This is a genomic window from Streptomyces sp. NPDC054932 (genome assembly GCF_053610205.1).
In genome coordinates, this window is the sequence record NZ_JBSGXU010000220.1 from 1 (window position 1) to 12,696 (window position 12,696).

12 protein-coding genes are annotated in these 12,696 nt (G+C 72.5%); 10 read left to right on the forward strand and 2 right to left on the reverse strand.

The window, feature by feature from the left end:
• Nucleotides 1-56: 56 nt before the first annotated feature.
• Nucleotides 57-869 (forward strand): polysaccharide deacetylase family protein, encoded by an 813-nt coding sequence (locus ACWGE1_RS35770; protein WP_453424634.1) that lies wholly within the window; start codon nucleotides 57-59, stop codon nucleotides 867-869.
• Between the two features lie 55 nt (nucleotides 870-924).
• Here ACWGE1_RS35770 and ACWGE1_RS35775 read toward each other — a convergent pair whose 3' ends face one another.
• Nucleotides 925-2,106, reverse strand: coding sequence for an FAD-dependent monooxygenase (locus tag ACWGE1_RS35775; RefSeq protein ID WP_453424635.1), 1,182 nt, complete (start codon nucleotides 2,104-2,106; stop codon nucleotides 925-927).
• A 163-nt stretch (nucleotides 2,107-2,269) separates the two neighbouring features.
• Between ACWGE1_RS35775 and ACWGE1_RS35780 the strand changes: the two genes are divergently transcribed.
• The gene (locus tag ACWGE1_RS35780) at nucleotides 2,270-2,761 is read left to right on the forward strand and encodes an N-acetyltransferase family protein (protein ID WP_453424636.1); all 492 of its coding nucleotides are present in this window, start codon (nucleotides 2,270-2,272) and stop codon (nucleotides 2,759-2,761) included.
• 28 nt (nucleotides 2,762-2,789) lie between these two features.
• Here the strand turns inward: ACWGE1_RS35780 and ACWGE1_RS35785 are convergent, their stop codons facing one another.
• Nucleotides 2,790-3,800, reverse strand: coding sequence for a helix-turn-helix transcriptional regulator (locus ACWGE1_RS35785; RefSeq protein WP_453424637.1), 1,011 nt, complete (start codon nucleotides 3,798-3,800; stop codon nucleotides 2,790-2,792).
• A gap of 93 nt (nucleotides 3,801-3,893) precedes the next feature.
• Here ACWGE1_RS35785 and ACWGE1_RS35790 point away from each other — a divergent pair, with 93 nt between their 5' ends.
• From ACWGE1_RS35790 to ACWGE1_RS35825, 8 genes are all read left to right on the forward strand, one after another.
• The gene (locus tag ACWGE1_RS35790) at nucleotides 3,894-4,292 is read left to right on the forward strand and encodes a VOC family protein (RefSeq protein ID WP_257857693.1); all 399 of its coding nucleotides are present in this window, start codon (nucleotides 3,894-3,896) and stop codon (nucleotides 4,290-4,292) included.
• A 117-nt stretch (nucleotides 4,293-4,409) separates the two neighbouring features.
• Entirely contained in the window at nucleotides 4,410-4,565 is a 156-nt protein-coding gene (locus ACWGE1_RS35795) for a hypothetical protein (protein ID WP_453424638.1), read from the forward strand.
• Between the two features lie 214 nt (nucleotides 4,566-4,779).
• Nucleotides 4,780-6,375, forward strand: a complete 1,596-nt coding sequence (locus tag ACWGE1_RS35800; RefSeq protein ID WP_453424639.1) for a gluconokinase, GntK/IdnK-type — start codon at nucleotides 4,780-4,782, stop codon at nucleotides 6,373-6,375.
• A 32-nt stretch (nucleotides 6,376-6,407) separates the two neighbouring features.
• On the forward strand, nucleotides 6,408-7,331 hold the full coding sequence (locus ACWGE1_RS35805) for a cyclase family protein (protein WP_453424643.1): 924 nt from the start codon (nucleotides 6,408-6,410) through the stop codon (nucleotides 7,329-7,331).
• 148 nt (nucleotides 7,332-7,479) lie between these two features.
• The gene (locus tag ACWGE1_RS35810) at nucleotides 7,480-9,060 is read left to right on the forward strand and encodes a GMC oxidoreductase (RefSeq protein WP_453424640.1); all 1,581 of its coding nucleotides are present in this window, start codon (nucleotides 7,480-7,482) and stop codon (nucleotides 9,058-9,060) included.
• 205 nt (nucleotides 9,061-9,265) lie between these two features.
• Complete coding sequence (locus tag ACWGE1_RS35815; protein WP_453424644.1) at nucleotides 9,266-10,060, forward strand: SDR family oxidoreductase; 795 nt, start codon at nucleotides 9,266-9,268, stop codon at nucleotides 10,058-10,060.
• Nucleotides 10,061-10,100: 40 nt separating this feature from the next.
• Nucleotides 10,101-11,597 (forward strand): cytochrome ubiquinol oxidase subunit I, encoded by a 1,497-nt coding sequence (locus tag ACWGE1_RS35820; RefSeq protein ID WP_453424641.1) that lies wholly within the window; start codon nucleotides 10,101-10,103, stop codon nucleotides 11,595-11,597.
• A partial coding sequence (locus tag ACWGE1_RS35825) for a cytochrome d ubiquinol oxidase subunit II (protein WP_453424642.1) occupies nucleotides 11,597-12,696 on the forward strand: 1,100 nt, incomplete at its 3' end. The genes ACWGE1_RS35820 and ACWGE1_RS35825, both read left to right, overlap by 1 nt.

Below are 12,696 nucleotides of genomic sequence, written 5' to 3' on the forward strand. Positions count from 1 at the left end.
AGCCTGGACCGGGCAACGCGAGACCCGGGGGCTGAGCACAGAGGAAGAACACGTCCATGGGCATCACCAGCAGCTCCGCACGTCGTCGGCGGGCGATATCCGTCGCGACTGCGGCCGTCCTCGGCCTCCTGACGGCAGCCGGTACACCGGCCCTCGCCGCCACGGACGGATCGGCAGGCCGGTCCCCGGCCGTACCTCCCGCCGGTTCCGCCGCGCAGGCCGGCACGCCCGGAGCCGCCGCCAAGGGCGCCGCCGGGGTACCGCTGGAGATCTCCCGGCTGGCGCAGGGCAAGGGCCGCGACGTCGCGATCACCATCGACGACGGCCCGGACCCCCGGTGGACGCCCCAGGTCCTGCGTACGCTGCGGGAGAACCACGTCAAGGCCACCTTCTGCATGATCGGGACGAAGGCGCAGAAGTATCCGGAACTGGTGCGCGCGGTCGCCGCGGAGGGGCACCAGTTGTGCAACCACTCCGTCGACCACGACGTGACGATGGACCACAAGCCCGTCGCCTACCAGCAGCAGCAGATACTCGAGGCCAAGGCCATGATCGAGAAGGCCGCGCCGGGGGTTCCCGTCAGTTACTACCGGGCTCCGGGCGGGGCCTTCACCCCCGCGAGCCGGGCGATTGCCGCAGCGAGCGGGATGCGGCCGCTGGGCTGGAGCGTCGATCCCAAGGACTGGAGCAAGCCCGGCCTGCCGGCGCTCATCTCCGCCCTGGAGGGCAAGCTCCCCCGGCAGCCGACCGTCCTCTTCCACGACGGGGGCGGCGACCGCAGCGAGACCGTCGCGGCGCTGAAGCAGTACCTCCCCTGGCTCACCGCACAGGGCTACAGCTTCACCTTCCCGGCCCGCACCACCCCGTAGGACCGCAGGACCGCAGGACCGCAGGACCGCAGCACCCGGCCGCCCGCGTGACCTCCTAGGCCGGGAGGCGGAAGCCGTTGAAGAGGTCGTCCAGGCCGCGCAGGGCCAGGCGGGCGGGGGTGGCCCGCACCGCGAGGTCCCGGGCGGCCACCACGAGCGGGTTGCGCAGGGCGCCCAGGCGTCCGACGCGGCGGGCACGGACGCGTACGGCGTCGGTGCGGTCGCGCCGGGCGGCGGTGTACGCGGCGAGGGCGGCCGGGACGGAGCCGGCACTGTCCTCGCCGACGCCGTCGGGAAGCAGGTGCGCGAGGACCACCGCGTCCTCGATGGCCTGGCAGCCGCCCTGGCCGAGGTTGGGGGCCATCGCATGGGCAGCGTCGCCGAGCCAGGCGATCCGGCCGTGGTGCAGGCGTGGGAGCGGGGCGGCCAGGTCGTAGAGGTCGTTCTGCAGGACGTCGGCGGGTTCGAGGCGCTCGACGCGCTCCAGCAGGGCCGGAATGGGGTCGTGCCACGAGCCGAAGCGCCGCCGGAGCTCGGCCCGGGGGTCGGCGCAGCGGCCGCCGGCCGGGACGACCGCGGTGGCGTAGAGGTAGAACCGGCCGTCGGAGAGCGGGGTCACCCCGAACCGTTCCCCCCGTCCCCAGGTCTCGCTCATGGCCGGTATCCGCAGGTCCGGGGCGTCCACGATGGTCCGCCAGGCCGTCTCCCCTATGTAGTGCAGCCCGGGGTGGGTGGGGAAGAACGCGCGGCGCAGCGAGCTGTGGATGCCGTCGGCGGCGACGACCAGATCGGCGGGCAGGTCCGGGCCGGCTGCCGTGCGGACGGTGGGGCGGCCCGTGGCGTCGTCGACGCCGGTCACGGTGGTGCCGTTGCGGAGGGCCCCCGGCGGGAGGGCGGCGGCCAGGGCGGCGGTGAGGGCCGGGCGCGGGACGGCGATGGGCGGCATGCCGTAGCGGGCCGCCATGTCCGCGGTGCCGGTCCGGGTGAGCCACTGTCCGTCGGAGCGGCGCAGGCCCATCGTGGCGGGTACGGCGCTGCCGGCCGCGCGGGCGGCGTCGACGCCGATGCTGTCGAGTGCGCGCAGGGCGTTGGGGGCGAGGCCGATGCCGGCGCCGGTGACGGGTGGTTCCGGGGCGCGTTCGCACACGGTGACGTGCCAGCCGCGGCGGTGCAGTGCGAGGGCGGCGGTGAGGCCGCCGATCCCGGCTCCGGCCACCACCGCGCGATACTTCGGCATGGAACACCTCTCCGTTCGCTTCCGGCACCGCTGCGCTGCGGGGCCCTCACCACAGCACGGCCGGCCGGGCCAAGTCGGTTCCGGCAGCGCGGACTTTCCCACCGTTTCATGGAGCACACAGCAGGCACCGGGCCCCGTGGGATCACGCGAATACCATGGCGGCATGCCGCTTTTCGACGTGACGATTCGACCGGCTCGGCCGGACGATGAACCCGAGGTGCTGGCGCTCCAGCGCACGGTGTGGTCTCCGCTGAGCGAACCGGGGCCCCTCCCCCCGCCCAACGGGGTCGTCTTCGACGAACGCCGCCCCGTGAGCGGCTTTCTCCTCGCACAGCACGGTCCCAGGACCGTCGGGTACATCACGCAGGGCTCGCCCACCGGCCTGGAGTCGAACGGGCACGTCCGCCAGATCCGCGGTCTGGGCGTGCTCGACCCGGTCCGCGGCGCGGGAGTCGGCCGGGCTCTCGTCGAGGCGGCCTGCCGCGCCGCCCGGGCCGAGGGGGCCCGCCGCATGACGTTGTGCGTCCTCGGCCACAACCTGCCGGCGCGGCGGCTCTACGAACGGTGCGGGTTCACCGTCGCCGGGGTCCTGCCGGAACACTTCCTCATCGACGGAACCTACGTCGACGACGTCTGGATGACCCGCCGCCTCTAGGTCGTGTCCGCTCCCTAGGTGTGCCATCTCATGACATTGGTTCCTCGCGGTCAGGCTCGGCGGCGTAGGACGTGAGGCGATCGGCGAGCGCGATGACGAGGTCGCGGAGTTCATCGGGGCGCTCGATGACGAACGGCCGGTCGAGTGAGGCGAGTACCGGGGGCAGCCAGTCGAGCCGCTCCACCCGCAGCTCGGCGCGCAGCCAGCGCTCGGCCGCGCGGTCCTCGCCGGCCGCGGACTCGTGCTCCTCCAGGCTCGCGACGCCGGCCGGAAGGTGGGCGCGGATCTGCTCAACCGTCCCGTGGATCCGCAAGGTCACCTCATGCCGGTACCCGGCCGTGGCGAACCCTGACAACACGCGCTGTTCCGGACCGGGACCCACTGGCGCTTCGAACGAGCCGGGCAGGGTCCGCGCGTCTGCGATGCGATCGAACCGGAAGGTTCGGTCCTCGCCGATCCGGGCGTCCTTGCCCGTGACGTACCACCGGCCCGCATGGGCGACGATCCCGTACGCGTGCAGCGTGCGTTCGCTGCGCCGTCCGTCACGGTCGGTGTAGCGGATCGAGACCGGTCGGCGGTGGCGCACCGCATCGGCGATCGTGAGCAGGACCCCGGCGTCCGGGGTGTCGAACTCGCCGGGCTGCTCCGTGAAGGCGAGAGCTTCCAGGAGTGTGTCGACCCGACGGGCGATGTGCTTGGGCAGCACCCGCCGGATCTTCGCCGACGCCGTCTCGCTTGCCGTGCGCTCCGTCGTCGTCAACCCTGCTCTGCGGCCCGCGACCAGGCCGAGCACCACGGCCAGCGCCTCGTCGTCGCTGAGCATGAGCGGAGGCAGGCGGTACCCGGGAGCCAGCCGGTACCCGCCGTAGCGGCCGCGCACCGATTCCACGGGCACGTCGAGGTCGATCAGTTGGTCCACATACCGGCGCACGGTGCGCCCTTCGACGCCGAGCCGGTCGGCGAGTTCGGCCACCGTCCGGGTGCCGCCCGACTGCAGCAGCTCCAGGAGTGTCAGCACGCGGCCGGTCGGTCGAGGCATGTCGGCAGCCTAACGCGAATACAGGACCGATTCTGTCCACTATTTCTCCTAGCCTGCGACGAGCACGCCTCCAGCACAGCCAAGGAGATTCCCATGGACTTCGTCTCGATCCGCATCATCACCAGCGACGTCGCGCGCCTCGTCGACTTCTACGAGCGAGCCACAGGGGCGCGGGCGACGTGGGCCACCGAGGACTTCGCCGAACTCCGGACCGCGGGCGCGACCCTCGCGATCGCCGGCACCCGCACCGTCCCGCTGTTCGCCCCGGGCTCCGCCCGCCCGGCGGACAATCACAGCGTGATCACCGAGTTCCTCGTCGATGACGTGGACCGCGTTCACCAGAACCTGACCGGTTTCGTCACCGACTTCGTCACCGAGCCCACCACGATGCCCTGGGGCAACCGGTCGCTGCTGTTCCGCGACCCCGACGGCAACCTCGTCAACTTCTTCACCCCCGTCACCCCGGCGGCCATCGAAAAGTTCGCACGCTGACGCCACGCACAGCCGCTCACGCGGGAGCCCTGAGATCCCAGGGCTCCCGGTGGACGCGGCCGCCGAGTCCAGGAGCACCACCGGTCCCGCCCGCACCCCGAGGACATCGCCGACCTGGTGGAGGCGCTGCGGCGGCAGACCAAGCACGGGCCGGCCCGGCTCACCGCCGACCCACAGCGGCTGCACGGCGTCACACTCGCGCCGGCGACCGTGCACGGCATCCTGGTGAGGCGAGGACGGGGCCGGCTCCGCCCCCTTCCCTACCTGCTGTGACCGTGCGCGGCCGCTTCCTCACCCCTGACGGCACCCCGCTATCGGGGGCGCTCGTCCTCCGCGCACCCGCCACGCTCGCTTTCCCCGCAAGGGCCCGTCCTGCCGATCGTGCGGGGCGCCCGCCGCGCGTGATCGCCGAAGTGCGCCGTGGCCTGCCTGCGCCGAAAGTGGAAGTACCCGGGCGGGGCCGGTCGTACAGCGCGGAGGAGGCCGTATGGCGCGTCACCACGGGAAGGGGCCCATGCGGGCGCCGCCGCACGCCGGCGCGCCTCCCGCCGCATCCGCGCCCTCCGATCCGGACGGCCCGGCGCCGGCGCCCGTGACCGTGGTCGTGGTGACGGGCGTCGCGGGGTCGGGAAAGTCCACGGTGGCCCTGCTGCTGGCCGACCGGCTCGGCTGGGCCCACCAGGACGCGGACGACTTCCACACGGCGGCGAACCGGGCCAGGATGGCGGCCGGCGAGCCCCTGTCCGACGAGGACAGACGTCCCTGGCTGGCCACGATCGCGGCATGGATCGACCGGCGGATCGCGACGCGGGAACCCGCGGTCGTCGCCTGCTCCGCCCTCAAGCGCGCCCATCGGGACCAACTGGCCGCAGGGCGGCCCGAAGTACGGCTGGTCCACCTCCACGGTTCCCGGCAGCTCATCCGGTCCCGGCTGCTGTCCAGGCACGGCCACTTCTTCCCCGCGCGGCTGCTGGACAGCCAGTTCGCCGACCTCCAGGAGCCCGAGCCCGACGAGCGCACCTGTGTCGTCGATGTCGGCCCGCCGCCGGAAGCCGTGGCCGCAGCCGTCCTCGCACAGCTCGGCCTCCGCGGGCGGGCCGGCACCGCCGGCGACATCCCCACGGACCCCGCCGCACCGACCGAGGAGCCGCACATGCCCCCCACGGCATCAGGAGAACAGTGGCGGCTGCGCCACGGCGCGCAGGCGGCCGTGGTGGTCGAGCTGGGCGGCGCCCTGCGCCACTACGAGGTGGGCGGGCGGCCGCTCCTCGACGGGTTCGCCGCCGAGGAGCGGATCACCGGCGGACGGGGGCAGCTCCTCGTGCCCTGGCCGAACCGGGTGGGCGGCGGGCGCTACCGGTTCGGGGGCGAGGCCCTGCAACTCCCCCTGAGCGAACCGGAGAACGGCAACGCCATCCACGGCCTGCTGAGATGGACACCGTGGCGGCTGCTCGGCCGCGGCGAGGACGTGGTCACGGTGGGCACCGTCCTCTTCCCGCAGCCCGGATACCCGTACCGGCTGGAGGTCTCCGCCGAGTACCGGCTGGGCCCGCAGGGGCTGGAGACCACCGTCGCCGCCACCAACGTCGGGGACACCGCCGCGCCCTACGGCGTGGGCCAGCACCCCTATCTGACCGTGGGCACCGATCTGGTGGACACCGCGCTGCTCACGGTTCCGGCCCGCCACCGCCTCGTCGGTGACGAACACGGCCTGCCGACCGGCGGCGAGGAGCCGGTCGAGGGCACGGCGTACGACTTCCGCACCGCCCGGCCCATCGGCGCGGCGCCACTGGACACCGCGTACACGGAGCTCGACCGGGATCCGGCCGGCCACTGCGCGGTACGGCTGGCCCATCCTTCGGGACGGCACGGCATCGACGTACGGCTCATGGAGGGCGTTCGGTACGTGCAGGTGTACACCGGGGACACGCTGCCTGAGCCCGGGCGGCGCCGGCGCGGGGTCGCCGTCGAGCCGATGTCCTGCCCGGCCGACGCCTTCCGCAGCGGCACGGCACTCACCGTCCTGGCACCGGGCGACAGCCATGTCCTGCGGTGGGGCCTGACGCCGTGGGGTACCTGGTGACCGCGGACACCGGGCCCTCGACGCCGCGGCGGATGACCGCCGACGCCTTCCGCTCCTTGTACGAAGAACTGCGCGAGCGGAGCGCGCGCGACCCCGACGACCGGCGCGGTGCGCTCGGCCACTTGACGCCCGACCGCGTGGTGGCCGCCGCCGCCGAGGTCCGATCCGGACGTACGGTGTCCCTCGCCGCGCCCATCGAGACCCTGCCCGGCCCGGACAATCCCGAGCCGGCCCGCCACCGGATGATCGCGCCCGCCGACGGTGAGACCGGTGAGAGCGGCGGCGACGGACTGCACTTCGCGCGCGACCGGTTCGCGATGAACGTGCACGGGGACGCGGACAGTCATCTCGACGCGCTGTGTCACGTGCTGTTCGACGGGGAGCTCTACAACGGCGTGCCGGCGGGCAGCGTGACGTCCCGCGGCGCCGGTGCGCTCTCCGTCGAGCTCGTCCGGGACGGCATCGTCGGCCGTGGTGTGCTCCTGGACGTTCCGCAGCTGCGGGGCGTGCCCTGGCTGGAGCCCGGGGAGCATGTGACCGCCGCCGACCTGAGTGCCGCGGAGGCGGCCCAGGGGGTCCGGGTCCGGCCGGGCGACCTGCTGTTCGTTCGGGTGGGGCATCGCCCGCGGCGTCAGGAGCGCGGCGCGTGGGACGCCGCGCAGGCGCGGGCCGGCCTCCATCCCGAGGCCGTACGGTTCCTGGCCGAGCGGCAGGTGGCCGCCCTGGGCTCGGACGGCAACAACGACACCGCGCCCAGTGCGGTGGCCGGGGTCGGCTTCCCCGTGCACGTGCTGGCGGTGCACGCGATGGGTCTGCACCTGATGGACTACCTGCAGTTCGAGGAGTTGACCCGGGTGTGCGCCCGCGAGGGCCGCTGGTCCTTCCTGTGCGTGGTGGCCCCGCTCAGACTTCCGTCGGCCACCGGCTCGCCCGTGAACCCGATCGCCGTGCTGTGACGGCCGGGGCGCGCGGGCACGCGTCCGGTCGCCGCACCCGGGAAGGAGGGATACGTTCGAAGAGGTGGGGTGGCTGCCGCGTCCCGGCAGCGCGCAGAGGCAGGGCCGGTGACAGGGCGGGCCCACGAGCGCAAGGACGGTGGTCGCCGTGGGCGACTCCCCGCACTACGACGTCGTCATCATCGGTTCGGGCGCCGGCGGCGGTACGCTCGCCCACCGGCTCGCCCCCTCCGGCAAACGGGTGCTCATCCTCGAACGCGGTGACTACCTCCCGCGTGAGCGGGACAACTGGGACTCCACCGCCGTGTTCGTGAAGGGCAAGTACCGTGCCCCGGAGTTCTGGCTGGACAAGCACGGGAACGCGTTCCCGCCCGAGGTCAACTACTACGTCGGGGGCAACACCAAGTTCTACGGCGCCGCCCTCTTCCGGCTGCGGCCCGAGGACTTCGGGGAGCTGCGCCACCACGGCGGGCCGTCCCCGGCCTGGCCGATCCGGTACGAGGACCTGGAGCCCTACTACACCGAGGCCGAGCACCTGTACCTGGTCCACGGGCGCCACGGGGAGGACCCGTGGGAAGGCGCGTACAGCGCGCAGTACGCGCACCCGCCGGTCGAGCACGAGCCGCGTATCCAGCAGTTGAGCGACGACCTGGAGAAGCGGGGCCTGCACCCGTTCCACCTGCCCATCGGGGTCGACCTGCGTCAGGACGCGAACGGGCGGGCGACCAGCTCCAGCGTCTGCATCCGCTGCGACCGCGTGGACGGCTTCCCCTGCCTGGTGCGCGGCAAGTCGGACGCCCAGGTGATCTGTGTGGAGCCGGCCCTGCGGCACCCCAACGTCGAAATGATCACCAATGCGCGGGTGGTCCGGCTGGAGACCGACCCGACCGGACGCAGTGTCAGCAGCGTCGTGACCCGGGGCGAGGACGGCGCGGAGGTCTCCTACACGGCGGACATCGTGGTCGTCGCCTGCGGGGCGGTCAACTCGGCGGTGCTCCTCCTGGCCTCGGCCGACGACCGCCACCCCCGCGGGCTGGCGAACAGCTCCGACGTGGTCGGCCGCCACTACATGCGCCACAACAACCTGGCCCTGATGGCGATTTCGAAGGAGCCCAACGACACGAAGTTCCAGAAGACGCTGGCCCTGCACGACTGGTACCTGGGGGCCGACGACTGGGAGTATCCGCTGGGCGGCATCCAGATGCTCGGCAAGTCGGACGCCGACCAGATCCACGGCGAGGCGCCGCGCTGGGCGGGTGCCGTGACCCCCGACATGCCCTTCGAGGTCATGGCCCACCACGCGGTCGACTTCTGGCTGTGCGGCGAGGACCTTCCGCACCCCGACAACCGGGTCACGGTCGACGGCGACGGCACCATCCGTCTCGTGCTGGACGAGAAGAACAACATCGAGGGTCTGCGGCGCCTGCGCCACAAGCTGCAGGGCATGCTCAGCCATCTGGGGATGCACGAGCACCAGCTGCTGACGCGCAGCATCTACCTCCACAAGGGCATGCCGATCGGCGCCACGGCGCACCAGGCGGGCACCGTGCGGTTCGGCGAGGACCCGGCCTCCTCCGCCCTGGACGTGAACTGCAAGGCCCACGACCTCGACAACCTCTACGTGGTCGACACGAGCTTCTTCCCGAGCATCGGCGCGGTCAATCCGTCCCTCACGGCGATCGCGAACGCGCTGCGGGTGGGCGACCACCTGGTGGAGCGCCTGGGCTGAACCCCGATTTTCCTCCGACCGGGCGTTGATGCTCGGCCGCGTGGCCCAAGACCGCCTCGCCCGGGACGCCGATCCGCGAAGGGGGTGCTTCGGTGGCGTTCGGACCCTGTCGGGCCGCGGTCCGGCGGACCGGATCGGGCAGTCGAGGAGGCAGTCGATCGTGAGTTCCACCGAGGGCGTTCCCCGGGGAGTGATCCCCGCCCACCTGCTCAAGGGCCAGAAGGCATTGGTCACCGGCGCCAACAGCGGGATCGGCAGGGCCACGGCCATCGGCCTGGGCCGGGCCGGCGCCGATGTGGTCGTGAACTACGTGGCCGGGGCGGACGAGGCCGCGAAGGTGGTCGAGGAGATCTCCGCCTTCGGCGTGCGCGCCGCCGCGTACGAGGCGGACGTGTCCCAGGAGGACCAGGTCGTGGCCATGATGGACCGGATGGTCCAGGAGTTCGGCACGATCGACATCCTGGTCGCCAACGCCGGGCTGCAGCGCGACGCCGCGTTCGAGGAGATGACGCTCGCCCAGTGGCAGAAGGTGCTGGACGTCAACCTCACGGGGCAGTTCCTCTGCGCGCGGGAGGCGACGAAGGAGTTCCTGCGGCGCGGTGTCGTGCCGGAGGTGTCCCGGTCTGCCGGAAAGATCATCTGCATGAGCTCCGTCCACCAGATCATCCCCTGGGCGGGGCACGCGAACTACGCCTCCTCCAAGGGGGGTGTGCAGATGCTGATGGCGACCCTGGCCCAGGAGCTCGCGCCCAGGAAGATCCGGGTGAACGCGATCGCTCCGGGAGCCATCAAGACGCCGATCAACCGGGAGGCGTGGGAGACGGAGCAGGCCCGCGAGGACCTGCTCCGGCTGATCCCGTACGAGCGCATCGGCGAGCCCGAGGACATCGCCCATGCGGCCGTGGCCCTCGCTTCCGACCTCATGGACTACGTCGTGGGGACCACGCTCTACGTGGACGGCGGGATGACCCTCTTCCCGGGATTCGCCACCGGCGGCTGATCCCCCCTCCCGATCCGTCACCCCGACGCCGAAGGACCGTATGCACCCCACGCTCCATCTGCTGGCGGCGGACGCCCCCGCCCAGCTGCTCCCGGCCAGGGAGCTCATGGCGTTCACCCTCGCCTCCCACATCATCCTGGTGCCGATGGGAGTGGCGCTGCCGTTCATCACCCTGGTCATGCACTACCGCGGCCTGCGCAGGAACGACCCGACGGCCCTGCTGCTGGCCCGGCGCTGGTCGGCCGTGATGGCCGTGCAGTTCGCGATCGGCGTCGTCACCGGCACCGTGCTGTCGTTCGAGTTCGGCCTGCTCTGGCCGGGTCTGATGGGCAGGTGGGGTGACGTCTTCGGCATCGGGTTCGGCGTCGAGGCCTGGGCGTTCTTCCTCGAAGCGGTGCTCATCGCCATCTACCTGTACGGCTGGCGCCGGCTGAAGCCGCGCACCCACTTCCTGCTCGGGCTGCCGCTGCCGACCACCGCACTGCTGGGGGCCTTCGGCATCCTGGCGGCCAACTCGTGGATGAACACCCCGCAGGGGTTCTCGCTGGACTCCGAGGGCAACCCGGTCGACGTGAACGTCTGGAAGGCCATCTTCACCCCGATGTTCGGGCCGCAGTACTGGCACTTCGTGGTGGCGATGCTGGTGACGGCGGGCTACGTCGTGGCGGGGGTCTACGCCGTCGGATGGCTGCGCGGCCGCCGGGACCGCTACCACCGGCTCGGCTTCGCGGTCCCCTTCACCATCGCCGCGGCGGCCACTCCGGTGCAGTTCGTGCTGGGTGACTCGATCGCCCGGCAGGTGTTCCAGAAGCAGCCGGTGAAGTTCGCCGCGATGGAGATCGTCTGGGAGACGGACACGCACGTTCCGGAATACCTCTTCGGCCGGCTCCATCCGGACGGCACCATCTCCGGCGGCATCAAGATCCCCCAGCTCGACTCCATCCTGGCCGGGTTCAGTCCGAAGACCAAGGTGACGGGGCTGAGCTCCGTACCGGCGAGCGACCGGCCGAACGCCACTCAGGCCACGATCGCCCACTGGGCCTTCGACATCATGGTCGGGATCGGCAGCGTGCTCCTGCTCCTCGCCCTGTGGTACGCCCTCGTCTGGCTGCGCCATCGCCGGATGCCCCGCTCCAAGTGGTTCTACCGCAGCGCCGCCTGCGCCGGGGTCGGCTCCGTCATCGCCGTCGAGTGCGGCTGGATCACGACGGAGGTGGGGCGCCAGCCCTGGATCGTCTACCAGAACATGCGCGTCGCGGAGGCCGTGACCTCGACCCGCTCCACCACCCTGTGGATCATGTTCGGTCTGGTGGTCGTCGTGTACGTGTTCATCTTCGGGGCGTTCCTCGTGGTCCTGCTGAAGATGCGTGACCGCTGGCGCCTGGCGGACGAGCGGGCGGACGGGGCGGCGGGGGGAGCGGCGGTGGACGCGCCGGAGGCGGTCACCCCCTACGGTCCGCGCCCGCCCGTCCCGGCCGGCGACGCCCCGCCGCGCGAAGAGCGCGGCTCCACTCCTTCCGGGGACGGTGGCACCTGATGGCCGACCTCGTCGCTTTCGTGATGCTCCTCGCCGTGGCCGCGTACGCCTGCGCCGGCGGGACCGACTACGGGGCGGGCTTCTGGGACCTGACGGCCGGCGGGGCCGAGCGCGGCAAGCGCCCCCGCTGGCTGATCGACCACGCCATGGCACCCGTGTGGGAGGTCAACAACGTCTGGCTGATCTTCGTCCTCGTCCTCATGTGGACCGGGTTCCCCGTGCTGTTCCAGACGGTATTCACCGCGCTGTGGCTCCCGCTGGCGCTGGCCGCCCTCGGCATGGTCCTGCGCGGCGCCGGATTCGCCCTGCGCAAACCCACGCGCCGGCTGGCCCGGCGGCGCCTGTACGGCGCCCTGTTCGCCATCGCCTCCCTGCTCACCCCGTTCTTCCTCGGGGCGGCCGTCGGCGCCGTCGCCACCGGCCGGATCGCGCCGGGCGTCGAGGCCTCGGCGGACGCGTGGGCCAACACGGCGTCCCTCCTGTTCGGGCTCGTAACGGTCGCCGGGACCGCGCTCCTCGGCGCCGTGTTCCTGACCGCCGACGCCGCGCGCTTCGGCGCACCCGACCTCGTCGGCTACTTCCGGCTCCGCGCCCTCGTCACTCTCGGCGCGGTCGCCGTGGCGGCCGTGGGCGTGCTCATCGTCACCCACGGCGACGCCCCCCACGTCTGGCACGGGCTGACCCACGGGTGGGGGCTCGTCCTCGCGATCGTGTCCGCGGTGTGCTTCGCCGCCACGGGACTGCTCGTGCTGCGGCGACGGACGCACTGGGCCCGCTTCAGCGCCGTCGGCGTCATCGGCGCGGCCGTCTTCGCCTGGGGGATCGCCCAGCACCCCTATCTCATCCCCACGTCCCTGTCCGTGGCGGATGCCGCCGGTGATGCGCAGACGCTGGTGTGGCTGACGGTGGTCAGCCTCGTCGCCCTGCTGCTCGTCGCCCCGGCCGTCTTCTTCCTCTACTGGCTGGACACGCACGGCGAGCTGGAACCCCTCACCGAATCCGACCTGCGCCGGACCGGCCCCACGGGGGGAGCCGTGAGCGACAGCGTCACACCGCCGGGGCGGTACGGGGAAGAGTGCGCGGCGCAGGGGGCCCGGAC